The 16,881-nt window shown below is 72.6% G+C and carries 16 protein-coding genes; 4 read left to right on the top strand and 12 right to left on the bottom strand.

Annotation, left to right across the window (positions count from 1 at the left end):
* Positions 1 to 91: 91 nt before the first annotated feature.
* Genes ABZ815_RS45465 through ABZ815_RS45410 form a run of 12 tightly spaced genes read right to left on the bottom strand, consistent with a single transcriptional unit; the run spans position 92 to position 12,534 of the window.
* Entirely contained in the window at positions 92 to 874 is a 783-nt protein-coding gene (locus tag ABZ815_RS45465; RefSeq protein WP_357708017.1) for a Cof-type HAD-IIB family hydrolase, read from the bottom strand.
* On the bottom strand, positions 871 to 1,695 hold the full coding sequence (locus tag ABZ815_RS45460; protein WP_357708016.1) for an inositol monophosphatase: 825 nt from the start codon (positions 1,693 to 1,695) through the stop codon (positions 871 to 873). The genes ABZ815_RS45465 and ABZ815_RS45460 overlap by 4 nt, the downstream gene beginning before the upstream one ends.
* Positions 1,686 to 2,450, bottom strand: coding sequence for an HAD family hydrolase (locus ABZ815_RS45455; RefSeq protein ID WP_357708015.1), 765 nt, complete (start codon positions 2,448 to 2,450; stop codon positions 1,686 to 1,688). Before ABZ815_RS45455 ends, ABZ815_RS45460 begins: the two co-directional genes overlap by 10 nt.
* The gene (locus tag ABZ815_RS45450) at positions 2,447 to 3,544 is read right to left on the bottom strand and encodes an ABC transporter ATP-binding protein (RefSeq protein WP_357708013.1); all 1,098 of its coding nucleotides are present in this window, start codon (positions 3,542 to 3,544) and stop codon (positions 2,447 to 2,449) included. The genes ABZ815_RS45455 and ABZ815_RS45450 overlap by 4 nt, the downstream gene beginning before the upstream one ends.
* Complete coding sequence (locus ABZ815_RS45445) at positions 3,545 to 5,371, bottom strand: iron ABC transporter permease (protein ID WP_357708012.1); 1,827 nt, start codon at positions 5,369 to 5,371, stop codon at positions 3,545 to 3,547.
* Positions 5,372 to 5,392: 21 nt separating this feature from the next.
* Complete coding sequence (locus ABZ815_RS45440) at positions 5,393 to 6,046, bottom strand: DUF47 family protein (RefSeq protein WP_357708010.1); 654 nt, start codon at positions 6,044 to 6,046, stop codon at positions 5,393 to 5,395.
* Complete coding sequence (locus ABZ815_RS45435; RefSeq protein ID WP_357708009.1) at positions 6,043 to 7,023, bottom strand: inorganic phosphate transporter; 981 nt, start codon at positions 7,021 to 7,023, stop codon at positions 6,043 to 6,045. The genes ABZ815_RS45440 and ABZ815_RS45435 overlap by 4 nt, the downstream gene beginning before the upstream one ends.
* The gene (gene iolD, locus ABZ815_RS45430; RefSeq protein ID WP_357708007.1) at positions 7,023 to 8,861 is read right to left on the bottom strand and encodes a 3D-(3,5/4)-trihydroxycyclohexane-1,2-dione acylhydrolase (decyclizing); all 1,839 of its coding nucleotides are present in this window, start codon (positions 8,859 to 8,861) and stop codon (positions 7,023 to 7,025) included. Before iolD ends, ABZ815_RS45435 begins: the two co-directional genes overlap by 1 nt.
* Complete coding sequence (locus ABZ815_RS45425; RefSeq protein WP_357708005.1) at positions 8,858 to 9,769, bottom strand: deoxyribose-phosphate aldolase; 912 nt, start codon at positions 9,767 to 9,769, stop codon at positions 8,858 to 8,860. The genes iolD and ABZ815_RS45425 overlap by 4 nt, the downstream gene beginning before the upstream one ends.
* A complete protein-coding gene (iolC, locus tag ABZ815_RS45420; RefSeq protein WP_357708003.1) occupies positions 9,762 to 10,727 on the bottom strand; it encodes a 5-dehydro-2-deoxygluconokinase in 966 nt (321 codons plus the stop codon). The genes ABZ815_RS45425 and iolC overlap by 8 nt, the downstream gene beginning before the upstream one ends.
* Positions 10,724 to 11,566, bottom strand: a complete 843-nt coding sequence (locus tag ABZ815_RS45415) for a TIM barrel protein (protein WP_357708001.1) — start codon at positions 11,564 to 11,566, stop codon at positions 10,724 to 10,726. The genes iolC and ABZ815_RS45415 overlap by 4 nt, the downstream gene beginning before the upstream one ends.
* Positions 11,563 to 12,534 carry a Gfo/Idh/MocA family oxidoreductase gene (locus ABZ815_RS45410; protein WP_357707999.1) on the bottom strand — a complete coding sequence of 324 codons (972 nt, stop codon included), beginning with the start codon at positions 12,532 to 12,534 and terminating at the stop codon, positions 11,563 to 11,565. Before ABZ815_RS45410 ends, ABZ815_RS45415 begins: the two co-directional genes overlap by 4 nt.
* 235 nt (positions 12,535 to 12,769) lie before the next feature.
* On the opposite strand from ABZ815_RS45410, the gene ABZ815_RS45405 reads away from it, so the two are divergent.
* From ABZ815_RS45405 to ABZ815_RS45390, 4 genes are all read left to right on the top strand, one after another.
* Positions 12,770 to 13,939, top strand: a complete 1,170-nt coding sequence (locus ABZ815_RS45405) for an ABC transporter substrate-binding protein (RefSeq protein ID WP_357707997.1) — start codon at positions 12,770 to 12,772, stop codon at positions 13,937 to 13,939.
* Positions 13,940 to 14,102: 163 nt separating this feature from the next.
* The gene (locus ABZ815_RS45400; protein WP_357707995.1) at positions 14,103 to 15,377 is read left to right on the top strand and encodes a phytase; all 1,275 of its coding nucleotides are present in this window, start codon (positions 14,103 to 14,105) and stop codon (positions 15,375 to 15,377) included.
* Between the two features lie 139 nt (positions 15,378 to 15,516).
* The gene (locus tag ABZ815_RS45395) at positions 15,517 to 16,242 is read left to right on the top strand and encodes a helix-turn-helix transcriptional regulator (RefSeq protein WP_357707993.1); all 726 of its coding nucleotides are present in this window, start codon (positions 15,517 to 15,519) and stop codon (positions 16,240 to 16,242) included.
* 110 nt (positions 16,243 to 16,352) lie between these two features.
* Positions 16,353 to 16,880, top strand: a complete 528-nt coding sequence (locus tag ABZ815_RS45390) for a hypothetical protein (RefSeq protein WP_357707992.1) — start codon at positions 16,353 to 16,355, stop codon at positions 16,878 to 16,880.
* Position 16,881: the final 1 nt, after the last annotated feature.

Below are 16,881 nucleotides of genomic sequence, written 5' to 3'. Positions count from 1 at the left end.
CCGCTGACCTCACCGGTCGCCGGGTTGAAGACCTCCGCCGTCCGGCCACCGCCGTCCGTCAGGGCGCCGTTGATCCAATGCTTGACCGACTTCACCGTTCTCCCTCTCCCAGTGCCAGTTCCACCGCGTCCACGAGCGCGCCCTCGGCGCAGGGGCGCGACACCACGTCCGCCGCCGCCAGGACGTCCGGGTGGCCGTCTCCGACCGCGATGCCCAGGCCGGCGGCCTGGATCATGTCGATGTCGTTGGGGTTGTCGCCGATGGCGGCGACCTGCTCCAGCGGCACCCCCCGGGCCTTCGCCAGCTCGCGCAGGGCGCTGCCCTTGGTCGCCCCCTCCGGCAGCACCTCCAGGTACGTCGCCTCCGACCGGACGGTGACCGTGCCCGCGATGTCCAACGCCGGCGGGCGGTCGCCGATCAGCATGCACTTGGTGATCCCGTCGGGGGGCAGCGACGCCCAGTCGCCGGGGTCGCGCAGCGTGATGCCGTCCCGACGGGCGTAGTCCCGCAGCTCGGGCACGTCGTCCACGGCCAGCGCCTCCCCACCGGAGAACGCCACCGGGTACACGCCCGCGGGCAGCTCGCCGAACAGGCCGAGCAGCGTCTTCCAGGCGGTGGCCGGCAGGTGGCGGGAGCGCAGCACCTCGCCGGTCGCCAGGTTCACGGTGCGGGCGCCGTTGTAGAGGATGGCCGGGCCGTCCAGGCCCAGCTCGTCGTAGTAGGGGCGGGCCGAGCGTTCCATGCGGCCGGTGGCGATGACGACCTCGCCGCCCGCGGCCCGGTAGCGGCGCAGCGCCTCCCGGGCGGCGGGCACCATGGCCAGGTCGCGCCCGACGAGCGTGCCGTCCAGGTCGGTCACGATCCAGCGGATCACGACGCGCTCCCCACCCCGGCGACGTCGGCGGCCCCGGCGGCCACGTCGGCCAGCACCGAGGAGGCCAGGTCGAACCCGCCGACGCAGGCGAGGTAGCCGCCCGGCTCGAAGACGCTGCCCGACAGCGGGATGTAGACACCGCCGGCCTGCCTGACCAGCAGGGATCCGGCCGCGACGTCCCAGGCGTTGACGCGGGTGCCGTACGCGACGTCGGACCATCCGGCCGCGACGTGGGCGAGCTTGAGCGCGGCACTGCCGGGGCGGCGAATGGTCGCGAACGACTGGGTCATCCTGGAGAAGCGGCGCAGCGCGCCCTCCTCGTCCTCGGCCAGGTCGCGCGGCGTGGGGTAGCTGGACAGCAGCACCGCCTCGCGGTCGGAACGGGCGCCCGCGCTGCGCAGCGGCTCACCGTTGCAGACGGCCCCGCCGAGCCAGGCGGTGAACTCGTCGTCGCGCACCGGGTCGTAGATCACCCCGGCCACCACCTCGCCGTCCACGGCGGCGGCGATCGAGGTGCAGAAGAACGGCAGGCCGACGGCGAAGTTGGCGGTGCCGTCGATGGGGTCGACGTACCAGCTGACGGCGCCCTCTCCCCTGGTGCCGCCCTCCTCGCCCACTACGACGCTGTCGGGGCAGAGCCGGTCGATGACCTCGCGGATGCCCTCCTCGGCCGCCTTGTCGTGCACGGTCACCGGGTCGTGGAAGTCGCGCTTGGTCTGGATCTCGGGCCGGGAGCGGAAGGCGCCGCGCAGCCTGTCGCCGACCGCCCTGGCCGCCTCGGCCGCGATGGCGGCCAGCTCGCGAGAGGTGTTCACGTCCATGTCTCCTCCAGGAGGCTCAGCAGGGCGCGGGGGTCCTCGACCGTGGCCTGAGGGCGCTGCCGCACCGGATAAGGGATCTTGTCGGTGCTCGCGGACACCATCAGGACGGTCGCCCCCACCTCGGCCCGGGCGCCGCAGATCACGTCCCGGTCGTAGTTGTCGCCGACGTACCAGGTCTCGGCGGGGTCGACGCCGAGGGCGCGGCAGGCGAGCCGGATCATCTCGGGGTTCGGCTTGCGCACGCCGACCTCGTCGCTGTAGACCTGCGCCGCGACCAGGTGGTCCAGGCCGCTGCCGGCCAGGTAGTCGCGGTGCACGGCCCCGCACAGGGCGTTGCTGACGACGGCGGGGACGACGCCGTTCCGCAGGCAGGCGTTCAGCAGCTCCTCCATGCCGGTGCGCAGTTTCCTGTCGCTGCGCAGCTCGCCCATGCGCCTGCACAGGGGCGTCGCCTCGACGGAGACCAGCGTGCGGGCCTGCTCGGGCCAGTCGGTGGCGACGAACTCGGCCCAGAACCGGCGGTGCGTCATCTCCTCGGGCGCGAACTGCCGGGAGGTGGAGTCCTTCCAGTACTTGTCGGCTCGTGCACCGGCGCGGATGTCGCTCTCGACGTCCGCGGCCGTCAGGCCGTCGAACCCGGTCCTGGCCAGCATGGTGTGCACCTCGGCGGCCAGTTCGGCCGCCCAGGACGGCCGCTTGGCGGTCTCGACGATCACGCCCCCGAAGTCCAGGAGCAGCGCCTTGGGCCGGATCACGCGGTCACCCCCGCCCGGTCCCAGGAGGAGAGGCGGGCACCGTCCGCGCCGAAGAGGTGGAGCTGCTCGGTCCAGCAGGGCAGCACGTCGCCGGGCGCGGCCCGCACCGGCGTGTACGACAGGGCGAACAGCTCGGTGTCCAGGACGCGCAGCCGTACCGTCCAGGAGGAGCCGGCCGGCAGCACGGCCTCGACCAGCGCGTCCTCGCTCCAGGCGGCGGCGGGTGGCGCGCCGAGCCGCAGCGCCTCGGGCCGGATGCCGACGGCGGCCGGGGTGACCTCCGGGTCGCGCGCCGCCACGAACCGCAGCAGTGACCCGGCCAGCCCGCCGGGCGCGGGCCCGGTGTCCACGATGGCCATCGGCGGGCTGCCGACGAACTCCGCGACGAACCGGTTGGCGGGCCGCTCGTACATCTCCATCGGAGCGGCGAGCTGCTGCAGCTCGCCCTCGTTCATGACGGCGACGTCGGTGGCCATGGTGAGGGCTTCGAGCTGGTCGTGGGTGACGAAGACGATCGTCGCGCCGGACTCCTCGTGGATGCGCTTGAGCTCGGCCCGCATCTCCAGGCGCAGCCGGGCGTCGAGGTTGGACAGCGGCTCGTCCAGCAGGAGAACGGACGGGTTGACCGCGAGCATCCTGGCCAGGGCGACGCGCTGCTGCTGGCCGCCGGACAGCTGGGAGGGGTAACGGTCCATGGCGGCGTCGACGTGCACCATCTTCAGGGCCGCCTCGGCCCGCGCGCGCCGCTCGGGACCCGGGACCTTGCGCATGCGCAGCCCGAACTCCACGTTGTCGCGCACCGACAGGTGCGGCCAGAGCGCGTAGTTCTGGAAGACCAGCCCCATGGCCCGCTTCTCGGGCGGGACGTAGACCCCCTGCTCGACCGAGTCCAGGACGCGGTCGCCGACGGCGATGCTGCCCGCGGTGGGCTGTTCGAGGCCGGCGATCATGCGCAGCGTGGTGGTCTTGCCGCAGCCGGAGGGTCCGAGCAGGCACATGAAGGCGCCGTCGGGCACCACGAGGTCGAGGTTCTTCACCGCGTGGTCGCCACCGCCGTAGCTCTTGGAGACTGCGCTCAAGGTGATGTTCGGCATCTATCCTCCTAGGCCGGACGCCAGGCTGCTCTTGGTCAGCCGCTGGGTCAGGGAAGTCATGGTGAAGGAGAGCAAAGCGATCATGAGGACGACGCCGTTGGCGAGCTGCGTGTATCCGTAGTCGACCAGGCCGATGGAGAGCGTCGTGAGGAGCTGGGTGCCGGTGGTGGTCAGCATCACGACGATGCTGAGCTCCTTCAGCCCCGAGATGAACGGCAACACGATCCCGGTGACCAGGGCGCCCTTCTGGATCGGGAAGATGATCCGCCGCATCCGGTGCCACCAGGAGGCCCCGGCGATCTGCGCGGCCTCCTCCGGCTCCCGGCCGAGCTGCATCATCGCCGCGATGCCCGAGCGCGAACTGTACGGAAGATGCGTGACGGCCATGACCAGGATCAGCAGGAACGTCGTCCCGTACAACGCCGGGACGGGCCCGCGGGCGACCGCGAACAGCGACAGCGAGGCGGCCGCGAAGGCGATGCCGGGGATGAGGTACGGCAGGAACGACACCTGGCGCAGGAACCCGGCGATGCGCGGGGCGGTGCCACGGACCACCACGTACCCGATGAGCAGGCCGGCGACCGCGCAGATCAGCGAGGCCAGGCCGACGATGCGCAACGAGTTCCAGGCGGCCTGCCACAGCTCGGAGCCGCGCAGGATGCCGTGCGGGAACCCGACCGCGCCGGGGAGCCGGTCGGCGATCCAGTAGTCGAGCGTCAGGGTGGACAGGTCCAGCGGCGTGCGGGTGAGCGTGGACAGCAGCAACGTGAGCACCGGGATCAGCACGCTGACCACGAACACCACCGCGCCCAGCGCGAACGCCGGCCAGCGCCAGCCGCGCAGGTCGCCCAGCCGGTCCATCGCGCCCTTGCCGCCCACGGTGACGAACCTGCGCTGCTCGCGCATCAGCCGCATGTCGGTGAAGACGATCAGCACGCCGATGATCACGATGACGGTGGCGAGCACGGAGGCCACGCCGGTGCTGCGGTCCCTGATCGACTGGAACAGCCCGGTGGACAGCACCTGGTAGTCGGCGGGCAGGCCGAGCACGTACGGGGTGCCGAACGTGCCGAGCACCCGGCCGACCACGAGCAACACGGCCGAGGAGAGCGCGGGCAGCATCAGCGGCACCACGATCCGCCGCACGACGACGCGCCGCGGCGCCCCGAGGATCCGGGCCGAGTCCTCAAGCTGGACGTCGATCCTGCGCAGCGCGTTGCCGACCAGCAGCAGCACGAACGGGTAGTAGTGCAGCCCCAGCGTGACGATGATCGGCAGCGGTCCGTAGGCCAGCCAGTCGGGGGTGCGCACGCCGGCCGACTCCAGGAAGCCCACCTGCCCGCCGGCCCGCGCGTTCTTGAACAGCGTCAACCAGGCCAGCGAGAACGTCCACGACGGCAGCATGTACGGCACCACCAGCGCCCCGGCCAGCCACTTGCGGCCGGGCACGTTGGTGCGGGTCACCAGCCAGGCCATCCCGCCGCCGAGCAGCAGCGCGAACAGGACGGTGCCGACCGCGACCACCAGCGTGTTGACCAGCGGCCCCCAGAACAGCAGGCCGCTGATCTGCGAGCGGAAGACCCGCCACAGGTAGTAGCCCGTCCACTCCCCCGGCTGCTGGCCGGCGTGCAACTCGTCGCCGAACTGGAGACGGAAGGCGTCCGACAGGACCGCGATCAGAGGGGCGACGACGAGGTAGGCGAGCAGGACGACGAGGATCAGGCCGAGCGCGGCGGTCGGGTCGTGCCGCAGGACCTGGAGGCGGTAGCGGAGTCGGCGCCGTCTCGGCGGGCGAGGCGGCGGTTCCGTCTTGGTCAGAACAGCCATGGGTCTTCCTTCGGGGGGTCTTCAGTGGCTTCGTTTGAGCATGGCGTCGGCGAGGGCGTCGGCGGCCTCGCCGAGCCGCCGGCCCACGGCGTCGAGTCGGGAGAGCAGTTCGCGTTCGCGCAGGGTGTCCATGTCCAGCGGGCCGGCGAACAGCTCGGTGAGCCGGGCCTGGTGGAGCTGGCGGACGCGGCTGCGGGACTTGCGGGTGGCGAGCACGGCCACGGTGACCGAGCCGGGGTCGCCGGTGATCTTCAGCAGAGCGCGGTCCAGCTGGTCCAGGCCGTCGATGACGGCGCCCAGCGGCTCGGTGGCGAAGGTGAGGTCGGCGGGCCCGAACAGGTCCGCCTCGCGCACGAAGTCGCGCAGCTGGTCCAGCACGTCGTCGATCGAGCGGGAGAGCCGGAACAGGTCCTCCCTGTCGATGGGGGTGGCCAGGACCCGTCTCAGCGCCCGGACGAGCTCGGCCCGCGCCGCGTCGCCCTCGTGCTCGACCTCGGCCATCCGGGCGCGGGCGGCGGCCTGACCGGTCGTGCCCGAGGCGGCCGAGCAGGCCAGCACGGCTCCCTCCCTGGCCACGGCGACCTGGCCGCGGACGAGGTCGATCACCCGGCGTCCCGACCGGCCGCGCAGGTCGTCCCAGACGCGGGCGAGCCGGCGGCTCCTCCCGCCGCTCACAGCAGCCTCAGGCCGAGCCCGGCCAGGGCGCCCAGAGCCATGGACGACGGCAGCGTGACCAGCCACGCCGTACCCATGTTCAGCACTCCCTGCCATCGCACCCTCCTGCTTCCTTCGCTTGCCACCACGCCGACGACTCCGGCCGTCACGGACTGGGTCATGCTGACCGGGCTGCCCAGGGCCGAGCTGCCGAGGACGGCGCCGGTGGCCGCCGTCTCGGCCGACAGCACGTGCAGCGGCCGGGTGATGACCAGGCCGCGGCCGACCCGCTCACCCACCCGGGGCAGCGTGGTGAGCGCCCCGGCGAGGAACAGCGCCACCAGCACGGCCATCCACCCCGGCGCGACCTGCACGGGCCCGACCCGGCCGAGTCCGTTGCGGCCCACGTCCACGGCGACGCTCACGACGGCGATCATCTTCTGGCCGTCGTTGACGGCGTAGGCCAGGCATTGGGCCGCGTAGGCCACCAGGTGGGCGGCCAGCACCAGCCCCGGCATCCGGCGCGAGGACGGCACCCGCCTGGACGCGGTCCCCAGCAGGTAACCGAGCCCCAGCCCGACCAGCGGCGCGCACGCCCCGATCGCCAGGACCGTGACCAGCCCGGTCCAGGCCACCGGCAGCCCCGCGCCGAGCCCGGCGCCCGCGATCCCGCCGATCACCGCCAGCGTCAGGCTGGTGGGCAGCCCCTTGCCGGTCAGCACCGCCACCACCACGACGGCGATCGCCACGCCGGCCAGGAACACGGCCGCGCCGCTCCTGGAGTCGAGCCCCGCGAGCCCCTCGGTGAAGGTCCGCGCGACCGCGACGCCCAGCACGTACGGCCCGGCGAACAGGACCACGACGAGCAGCGCGGCGGCCGCCCAGCCGGGCGTGCGCGGGAAGCGCAGGCCGAGGCCGATCAGCGTGGCGCCGTCGTTGGCCCCGCTGATCAGCACGAACAGGGTGGCCACCGCGGCGAAGGCCAGCGTCCAGCCCATCAGAGGTAGGGCCGCTGGTCGCGCTTGGCCTCGTCGTAGCGCTCGCGCGCGGCCCGGACGTCGGGCAGCCCGGACACCTCCGCGACCGGCACGTCCCACCACGCCTGCGCGCCGGGGCCGCCGCCGGGGACGGGCGCCACGTACACGACGGTGGTCCTGGCCGACTCCTTGGCCTTGACCAGGGCGGCCCGCAGCGACTCGGGGCCGTCGGCGCGCAGCACGTCGGCGCCCAGGCTGGCGGCGTTGGCGGCGAGGTCCACCGGCAGCGGCTCGCCGTCGAGGTCGCCGCCGGGCCCGCGGGTCCGGTACGCGGTGCCGAGCCGCCGCGCGCCCACCGACTCGCTGAGGTTGCCGATGGAGGCGAATCCCCGGTTGTCCACCAGGACGATCACCAGCTTGATCCGCTCCTGCACGGCGGTCGCGATCTCCTGCGCCATCATCAGGTACGACCCGTCGCCGACCAGCACGAACACCTCGCGTTCCGGCGCGGCCAGCTTCACCCCGAGGCCGCCGGCGATCTCGTAGCCCATGCACGAGTAGCCGTACTCGACGTGGTACTGCTCGGGGTCGGCGGGCCGCCAGAGCCGGTGCAGGTCGCCCGGCATCGAGCCGGCCGCGTTGACCACCACGCCGCCTTCGGCGACCTCGTTGAGGATGCCGAGCATGACGGGCTGGGTGAGCTCGGGGCCCGCGTAGGTGTGGCCGATCTCCGACTGCCAGGCGGCGGCCAGGGCGGCGGCCCGGTGGGTCCATTCGGGGTCGGCCCGCCAGTCCGTCTCGTCGAGGGCGCGCAGGGCCTCGCGGGCGTCGGCGACGAGCGTGGCGCCCGCGTTCTTGGCCGCGTCGAAGGCGGTGACGTTGACGTTGAGGAAGGCGGCCTGGCCGAACAGCGTCCTGGAGGCGGTGGTGAAGTCGGTGTAGCGGGTGCCGACGCCGATGACCAGGTCGGCCTCACGGGCCAGGGTGTTGGCCGCGTCGGTGCCGGTGTGGCCGATCGCGCCGGCCGCGCAGGGGTGGTCGTACGGCAGCGCGCCCTTGCCCGCCTGGGTCTCGCCCACCGGCACGCCGTGGTTCTCGGCGAAGCGGGTCAGCTCCGCCCACGCCCCGCTGTACCTGACCCCGCCGCCGGCCACGATCAGCGGCCTGCGGGAGCCGCGCAGCAGCTCCTCGGCCCTGGCCAGCGCGGCCGGCTCGGGCACCGGCCGGGCGACGTGCCACACCCGGCGGGCGAACAGCTCCTCGGGCCAGTCGTACGCCTCGGCCTGCACGTCCTGGGGCAGCGCCAGCGTGACCGCGCCCGTCTCGGCGGGGTCGGTCAGCACCCGCATCGCCGCCAGCAGCGCGGACGGGAGCTGCTCGGGCCGGTTGATCCGGTCGAAGAAGCGCGACACCGGGCGCAGCGAGTCGTTGACCGACACGTCGTAGGACCGGGGGTCCTCCAGCTCCTGCAGCACCGGGCCGGGGGCGCGGGTGGCGAAGACGTCGCCGGGCAGCAGCAGGACCGGCACCCGGTTGATCGTCGCCAGCGCCGCGCCGGTGACCAGGTTGGTGGCGCCGGGCCCGATGGACGTCGTGCAGGCGAAGGTGGACAGCCGCGCACGGGTACGGGCGTAGCCGACGGCCGTGTGGACCATGGCCTGCTCGTTGCGGGCCAGGTAGTACGGCAGCGGGTCGCGCGTGCCCGCGCCCTGCTCGGCCAGCGCCTGGCCGACGCCCGCGACGTTGCCGTGGCCGAAGATCCCGAGCACGCCGGCGATCAGCCGCTGCTCGACGCCGTCGCGCTCCGACCACTGGTTGGCGAGGAAGCGGGTCAGCGCCTGAGCGGTGGTCAGCCTCATGAGGCACCTCCTTGCACGAGATCGGGCACGCCGCCCTCCAGCAGGCCGAGCGCGGTGTCCACGGCGGCTGCCACGTCGCCGTCGGGCGGATAGAGCAGCGCCCGGCCGACCACCAGGCCGCGGACGCCGGGCAGGCGCAGCGCCTTGCGCCAGGAGTCGTACATCTCGCCGGAGTCCTGGCCGGAGTCGCCGCCCAGCAGCAGCACGGGCAGCGTCGTGGACTCCACGACGCGTTCCATGTCGCGCACGACCGGGATCTTCAGCCAGGTGCGGGCGGAGGTGGCGCCGAGCCCCTGGCCGACGCTGATGGAGTGGATGACGGCCTCGGGCGACAGGTCGTGCCGCACGGCGCCGTCCTGCCGCCTGGACCAGAACGGCTCGACCATCGCCATCAGGCCGTGCCTGGCCAGGTCGGTGACCGCCTGGCCGCAGCTCGCCAGGGTGGCGGCGGTGGCGCTGTCCTCCAGAGCGATCCGGCACAACATCTTGCCGCCGTCGAGGCCCATCGCGGCGATGGAGGGGGCGTCGTAGGCGGTGAAGCGGTCGTCGAACTCGAACACCGAGCCGGCCACGCCGCCGCGGTTCATCGAGCCGATGACGATCTTGTCGTCGAGGGCGCCGAGCAGCAGCAGGTCCTCGACGATGTCGGGGGTGGCCAGCACGCCGTCCACGCCGGGCCTGGCCAGGGCGGTCATGAGCCGGTCGAGCAGGTCGGCGCGGCTGCGCATCGCCATCGGGTGGCCGGCCACGCCGAGTGCGCCGCGGGCCGGATGGTCGGCGGCGATGATGAGCAACTGCTCCCTGCCGTTCCTGAGCGGCCTGCGCCGGCGGGCCGCCGCCGCCTCGGCTATACGCTCCGGCTGCCAGGCGCGCTGGTCGAGCAGCCGCCGGTAGTCCTGCTCACGCATGCGTGGCGGCTCCTTCCGAGAGGGGGGCGGACAGGACGGCCTCGACCTCGTCCGCCGTGGGCATCGCGGGCGCGCAGGCCAGGCGTCCGGCGACGATCGCGCCGGCGGCGTTGGCGAAGCGCAGGGTGCGCTCCAGCGGCCAGCCTTCGAGCAGGCCGTGGCACAGGGCGCCGCCGAAGGCGTCGCCGGCCCCGAGCCCGTTGACCACCTCGACGGGCACGGGCGGCACCCGTACGGTCTCGGTGGCGGTCATGCCGAGCACGCCGTCCGCGCCCTGCTTGACGATGGCCAGTTCGACGCCCGCGGCCAGCAGGGTCTCGCCGGCCGCGCGCGGGTCGCGGGTGCCGGTGGCCACCTCGACCTCGTCGAGGTTGCCGGCCGCGACGGTGACGTGCGCGAGCGCCTCCCGCACCCGTTCGCGGGCGGAGGCCGCGCCGGCCCAGAACATGGGCCGGTAGTCCAGGTCGAGCACGGTGTGCCGGGCGCGCCCGCGGGCCCGCCAGGCGGCCAGGTGGGCGGCGTGGGACGGCTCGGCCGACAGGCCGGTCACGGTGGCCCAGAACAGCCGCGCCTCGGTGACGGCCGTCAGGTCGAGGTCGCCGGGTGTGATCTCCAGGTCGGGCGCGTCCTGGCGGTAGAAGTAGAGCGGGAAGTCGTCGGGCGGCCTGATCTCGCAGAACGTGACCGGGGTCGGCCGGCCTGGCGCGGCGCCGACCAGGCGGTCGTCCACGCCGTACGAGCGCAGCGCGTCGTGGACGAACGCGCCGAACGGGTCGTCGCCGGTCCGCGTGATCACCGCGCTGGAGCGGCCCAGGCGGGCGGCGGCGACGGCCACGTTGGTGGGGCTGCCGCCCAGGTACTTGCCGAACGTCTCCACGTGGCGCAGCGACACGCCGCTCTGGAGCGGGTAGACGTCCACGCCCACCCTGCCCATCGTCAGCACGTCGAGGGCGCTCATGCCAGGCCCCGCAGGAACGCCACGCCCGCCCGGACGTCGTCGGCCGGGCCGGCGCCCGCCTCGGGCTCGGCGTCGAGGACGACGTCCTGCTCCATGACGTACCAGCCGTCGTACCCGGCGGCGGTCAGGCGTTCGACGATGCCCCGGACGTCCACGTCGCCGAGGCCGAGCCGGCGGTAGATCCCGGCGCGGACGGCGTCGGTGTAGGTCAGCTCGCCGGCCCGGACGCGTCCGGCGAGCGCGGCGTCGACGTCCTTCAGGTGCACGTGGGCGATCCGCTCGGGGGCGCGGGTGACGAGGTCGAGCGGGTCGCCGCCGCCGATGAGCAGGTGGCCGGTGTCCAGGCAGAGCGGGACGGCGCTGCCGCCGAGCACCCGGTCCACCTCCTCGCCGGTCTCGACCATGGTGCCGACGTGCGGGTGCAGGGTGAGCGCGCGGCCGTCGCCCTTCGCCTCGTGGAAGGCGCGGTCGAGGTTGCCGAGCAGGGTGCGCCAGCCGGCCTCGTCCAGCTCGGGACGGGCGTCGTAGCCGTCGGCGCCGGTGGCCGCGGCCAGCACGACGACCACGTCCGGGGCGAAGGAGGCCCAGGTGGCGCGGAGTGCGGGCAGCGGGTCGTGGGCGGGGTCGTGCAGGACCGCGGGGACGAATCCGCCCACTGCGCGCAGCCCGTACCGGCCGAGCAGGTCGCGGTCGGCGGGCAGGAAGCCCTCGGGGCCCAGTTCGGTGGCGGTCAGGCCCAGCTCGGCCATCTCGGCGAGCACCCGGTCGGCGGTGAGCTGGTGTCCCCATCCGGGCACCTCGCACACGCCCCAGGAGATCGGCGCGGCGGCGATCCTCACTTGGCCACCTCCAGCACGCGCACCGGGCGGCCCTCGCGGCGCGCCAGGTCGGCGGCCTCGGCCAGGTAGAGGGCGGCCAGGGCGTCGCGGACGGTGCAGGGGCTCTCGCTCTCGCCCCTGGCCATCGACAGGAACGCGCCCATCTCGGCGACGTAGGCGGCCTCGAACCTGGTCTGGAAGTCCGGCCACGGCGGCCCGTCCGGGCTCAGGCCCTCGGCCGAGCGCAGCGGGGTGCGGTCGCCGAGCCCGACGGCGCGGGTGCCGAGCGTGCCGGCCAGCTCCATGCGCACGTCGTAGCCGGCGCCGTTGTAGCGGGAGCCCTGGAGGGTGACCAGCGTGCCGTCGTCCATGACGATCAGGGCGGCGCTGTTGTCGACGTCCCCGGCGGTGGCGAAGTACGGATCGCCGCGATTGGCGCCGACCGCCTGCACGACGTCCGCCTCGCGGCCGGTGACCCAGCGCAGGATGTCGAAGTCGTGGATGTGGCAGTCGCGGAAGATGCCGCCGGACTGGGCGACGTATTCGGCGGGCGGGGGCGCGGGGTCGCCGGTCAGCATGTGGACGCGGTGCAACTCGCCGAGCTCGCCCGCCAGCAGCGCCTCGCGGGCGGCCCGGTACCCGGCGTCGAAGCGGCGCTGGAAGCCGATGTGCACGCCGATTCCGGCCCGTTCGACGGCCTCGGCGACCCGTAACGTCTCCCTGACGGTCGGCGCGGCCGGCTTCTCGCAGAACGCCGTCACCCCCCGCTCGCACGCCAGCAGCAGGGCCTCGGCGTGGGCGGAGGTCGGCGTCGCGATCACCACCGCGTCCGTGTCGAAGGGGTCGCCGGTCCGGGCGCCGAGCCGCCGCGCCACCTCCTCCGCCCTCGCCGTGTCCACGTCGGACACGACAAGCTCGTCAACCAAGGTGGACAGCGTTGTGGCATGGAACATGCCTATACGTCCAAGGCCCAGCAGACCCACACGCATGATCGCTCCTCATCCAGGGGGCCTCCAGTTCTAGATGAACAGGAGATGAACAGTCAAGGCTTTGTCCTGACATAAGGATGAACTGTCGTAGCTGGGCGGCAAGGCCGTGGCTGGATCCCCACGTAAGAATGTCTTGACAAATTATTCACGTGACGTTCATCGTGAGCACACAATGGCGCCGGTCGGGGCTGGCGCGGCGCCTGCGAACCCGAGAGGCAAGAGGAGTGACGCCATCATGAGGCGTACCGGGAAGATCATCTCCATGGCGTTGCTGGCGACCGCCGCCGTGGCGTGCGCGCCCTCCACCGCAGGCGGAGGACCGTCGGCGGCGGCGACGGCCAAGGCGCTGCCCGGCCCGTCACTCGATGCGAACTTCGACCTGGAGGCGCTGGTCTCCGCCGCGAAGAAGGAAGGCAGCGTCCTGGTCTACGACTCCAGCGGCGACATCGAGGAAGTGGCCAAGGCGTTCACCGCGAAGTACGGCATCGCCATGGAGGGGGTGAAGTCGGACACCCCGCAGACGGCCGAGAAGATGACCAGGGAACACGCCGCCGACAACGTCACCATCGACGCGGCCATGTACGAGGACGGCGGCGTCCTGGTCGGCCAGCTCGCGCCGCAGGGCGTCACGCAGACCTGGATCCCCGGGGACCTGAAGGACCAGATCCCGGCCGAGAACCAGAACCCGCTGCTCGCGCTCTCCAAGGCGACGGTCTTCGGCTACAACACCAAGCTCTCCCCCGGCGGCTGCCCGGTGAAGAACGTCTGGGACCTGACCGACCCGGAGTGGTCCGGCAAGCTGGTGATGCAGGACCCGCTCGGCAAGCCGACCGTGCTGTCGTTCTTCACCCAGCTCGACGCGTACGGCAACCAGGCGCTCGAACAGGCCTACCAGGCCAAGTACGGCAAGCCGCTGAAGACCGAGGAGAAGAGCGCCGCCCTGGAGTGGATCAAGCGGATGTCCCTCAACAAGCCGGTGCTGACAGGCTCGGACGAGGACATCTCCGCCGCGGTGGGCGCGCCGGCCGCCACCGACAAGAAGATCGGCTTCATGTCGATCTCGAAGTTCCGCAACAACGAGGACAAGGGCTACCATCAGGCCGCCTGCGAGGGGATGACCCCCTTCGTCGGGTTCAGCTACCCGAAGTACGCGGCGATCGCCACCAAGAGCAAGCACCCGAACGCGGCCAAACTGTTCGTGCACTTCATCATGACCGAGGAAGGCGTCAAGCACGAGATCGGCGAGGGCGGCGTCTCGGGCAACAGCACGGTCAAGCCGATGGTCACCCCGCCCGGCCTGTCCGACTGGCAGGGCCAGCTCTTCCACACCGACCCCGAGGGCCTGCTCGGCGACCTGCGGAACCGCCAGACCATGTCCGACTTCTGGCGCGTCAACCGCAGCTAGCGCGGCCGAGGACCGCCCGGCCGGGAGCCTCCGGCCGGGCCGTTCGGCATGCCCTGGCTCAGATGTAACACTTAATGTCCTGACATAAGGATGACGTATTGATTTCTTGTAAAACTGTCGTTACGTTCTGGGGCAACATCAACACCCCGAACGAGGAGGCGCAATGCGTCCCCTGTCCAGGCTCTCCCTGGCAGCCCTGATGTTGGCCATGGTTGGCGGGACCGCCTTACCCGCGGCCGGTTCCGGCGTGGCGACCGTGTATCCCGAAGTCGAAACCCCCTCCCTCTACGACGACGCGGCCGGCGGCGACGCCAACGGCGACGACCCCGCGATCTGGGTGGACCCGTCCGACTCCGAGGACAGCGTGGTGATCGCCACCGCCAAGAAGGGCGGCCTCTACGTCTACGACCTCGACGGGCAGCAACTCCAGCACCTGCCGGCGCCCGCCGCCCCAGGGCCGGACGACGAGGCGGGCCGCTTCAACAACGTCGACGTCACCTACGGCTTCGGCGGCAGGGACCTGGCGATCGTCTCCGACCGCGGCCGGGACACACTGCGCATCTACTCCATCTCGCACGGCCACCTCACCGACGTGACCGACCCGGCCGCGCCGTTCGTGTTCAACGCGACGCAGCAGCAGGTCAACGACGCGGAGACGGCCTACGGCCTGGCTGCCTGGAAGGACTCCACCGGCACGTACGCGCTGGTCAGCCGCCGCCACAAGACCTCGGTCGGCCTGGTCAAGCTGCTCGCCAAGCCGGGCGGCAAGATCGGCTACCAGCTCGTCAGGACACTGACCCTGCCCAACTCCTTCACCCTGCCGAACGGCCAGACCTGGTCCCCCTGCCTTGAGCCGGACGAGCAGGCACAGGTCGAGGGCATGGTCGTGGACCAGGAGCGGGACGTGCTCTACGCCGCCCAGGAGGACGTCGGCATCTGGCGCGTGCGCGCCGACCTCACCGGCACGCCCGTCCTGGTGGACAAGGTCCGCGAGTACGGCGTCCCCGGCACGTACGACCCCGCGACCGAGGAGTGCACCCCCGGCGCCGACCCCGGCTACGGCGGCAAGCACCTCACCGCGGACGCCGAGGGCCTGACCATCTACTACCGCGAGGACGGCAAGGGCTATCTGCTGGCCTCCAGCCAGGGTGACAACACCTTCGCCGTCTACCGCAGGGAGGGCTCCAACTCCTACCTCGGCCAGTTCCGCATCGGCGAGGCGAACGGCATCGACGGCTCGGAGGTGAGCGACGGCTCGACCGTGCTCAACGTGCCGCTGGGCGAGTTCGACGAGGGCCTGTTCATCGCCCACGACGGCGTGAACACGCCGGCCACGGCGGACCGGGAGAACACCAACTTCAAGTTCGCCGACTGGGGCGACATCGCCGACGGGCTCGACCTGGACGTCGACACCGACGGCTGGGACCCGCGCGACTGATCCAGGCCGCTCAGCGGTCCCGCGAACCGGGGCGCCGTCCGACAGGGCGGCGCCCTTTCGCCGGTTCGGGCGTCCCTGCGTTGATTTGGGCATTGCCGAGCCGGGCGGAGAGAATGGGCTTCGCGTGCGGAGGAGGAGCGTGACCGAGAGTCAGTCGCTGGACAGCCTCGCCCGCCGCCTGGAAGAGGTGGTCGGCGAGCTGCGCGGCATCCCCGTGGACGTCGAGCGGCTGGAGGACGCCGAGCTCGTCCGCCGGCACATCCTGCGCGCCACCCGCTCGGCGGCCGAGCTGCGGGCCATGCACCCGGTGGGCTCGCCCGAGCAGGGACGCGACGAGCAGCGCAGCAGGCGTACCGTGCTCGACGCCCTGGGGCACGGGCTGGCGATGCGCACGATCGTCCATTCGAGCATGCTGGACGATCCGCGCAAGGCCGCCCGGATCAAGGAGCTGCACGCCGCCGGGGACCTGCACCGGGTCATCGACGAGCCGATCCAGCAGCTCCTCATCTTCGACCGCTCGGTGGCGTTCGTCCGGATCACCCCGATCGCTCACACGCCGGGCGCGCTGATGATCAGGCAGCAGGGGCTGATCGCGGCTCTCATCGACCTGTTCGAGCTGTCGTGGGCGCGGGCCAGGGAGGTCACCGAGCCGGCGTACCAGCTGTCGCCCCGGGAGCGGGAGGTGCTCGCGCTGATCGCCGAGGGCCGTTCCAACAGCGCCGTGGCCCGTGCCCTGTCGATCACGGAGGCGGCCGTCGGGAAGCACGTGGCCTCCGTGTTCACCAAGCTCGACCTGCCCGCGACCGAGGACGACAACCGCCGGGTGCTGGCCGTACTGGCCTACCTGCGCGGCGTGGCGCGCTAGGGCCATCCCGCGCCGCGGCGCGGTGGGGTAGGGACAGGGCTACCCCGTACTCGGTCCAGCCCCCGCGCGGACGGATCGCGGCGGGCGCTTCGATGGACGTCATGCAGAGAATGACTGGATTGCTGGTCGGCGCGGTGTTCGGCGCGGTGTTCGTCGTCGTCAACGCGCACGACCCCCTCGGCCCCGTGACCGCGAACCTCCTGCGGGGCGCCGCGTGCCTGGCGGCGGCGGCCGTGCTCGCGATGTGGTTCCGCGCCGCGCGCGCGGGACGTCCCGCCCCGTCCGGACGGCGGGGCATGTTCGGGCCCGGCTACCTGGCCGTGGTCGTGGTCGAGGCGGTCCTGCTGTTCGGCGGGCTGCGGGTGCTGGCCGCGCTCGGACGTCCCGAGGAGGGGAACGTGGCGTGGGTGGCGTTCGTGGTGGGCGCGCACTTCGTCGCGCTGGCGCCGATCTGGAAGGACTGGAGCATCGCCGTGCCGGGCGTGGCGCTCACGGTGCTCGGCGTCGGCGGTCTCGTCCTGGCCGGTACGCCCGCGCTGGCCTGGGTGCCCATCGTCAGCGGGGTGCTGTCCGGCGTCGTGCTCCTGGCCGGCAGCCTCACCCTCGGCCTGCGCGGGACGGCACGAGTGGCGGCCTGAC

It is taken from the genome of Nonomuraea sp. NPDC047529 (assembly GCF_040642995.1).
GTDB lineage: Bacteria > Actinomycetota > Actinomycetes > Streptosporangiales > Streptosporangiaceae > Nonomuraea.
Note: the sequence above shows the minus strand (reverse complement) of the source record. Positions and strands in the feature narration are given on the sequence as shown.

Bases quoted from the DNA above. Each gene is read 5' to 3' on its own strand.
- ABZ815_RS45435 (WP_357708009.1), bottom strand. From the start codon at position 7,023: ATGGGCTGGACGCTGGCCTTCGCCGCGGTGGCCACCCTGTTCGTGCTG.
- ABZ815_RS45450 (WP_357708013.1), bottom strand. From the start codon at position 3,544: ATGCCGAACATCACCTTGAGCGCAGTCTCCAAGAGCTACGGCGGTGGC.
- ABZ815_RS45445 (WP_357708012.1), bottom strand. From the start codon at position 5,371: ATGGCTGTTCTGACCAAGACGGAACCGCCGCCTCGCCCGCCGAGACGG.
- iolD (WP_357708007.1), bottom strand. From the start codon at position 8,861: ATGAGGCTGACCACCGCTCAGGCGCTGACCCGCTTCCTCGCCAACCAG.
- iolC (WP_357708003.1), bottom strand. From the start codon at position 10,727: ATGAGCGCCCTCGACGTGCTGACGATGGGCAGGGTGGGCGTGGACGTC.
- ABZ815_RS45405 (WP_357707997.1), top strand. From the start codon at position 12,770: ATGAGGCGTACCGGGAAGATCATCTCCATGGCGTTGCTGGCGACCGCC.
- ABZ815_RS45400 (WP_357707995.1), top strand. From the start codon at position 14,103: ATGCGTCCCCTGTCCAGGCTCTCCCTGGCAGCCCTGATGTTGGCCATG.
- ABZ815_RS45460 (WP_357708016.1), bottom strand. From the start codon at position 1,695: ATGGACGTGAACACCTCTCGCGAGCTGGCCGCCATCGCGGCCGAGGCG.
- ABZ815_RS45410 (WP_357707999.1), bottom strand. From the start codon at position 12,534: ATGCGTGTGGGTCTGCTGGGCCTTGGACGTATAGGCATGTTCCATGCC.
- ABZ815_RS45390 (WP_357707992.1), top strand. From the start codon at position 16,353: ATGACTGGATTGCTGGTCGGCGCGGTGTTCGGCGCGGTGTTCGTCGTC.
- ABZ815_RS45425 (WP_357708005.1), bottom strand. From the start codon at position 9,769: ATGCGTGAGCAGGACTACCGGCGGCTGCTCGACCAGCGCGCCTGGCAG.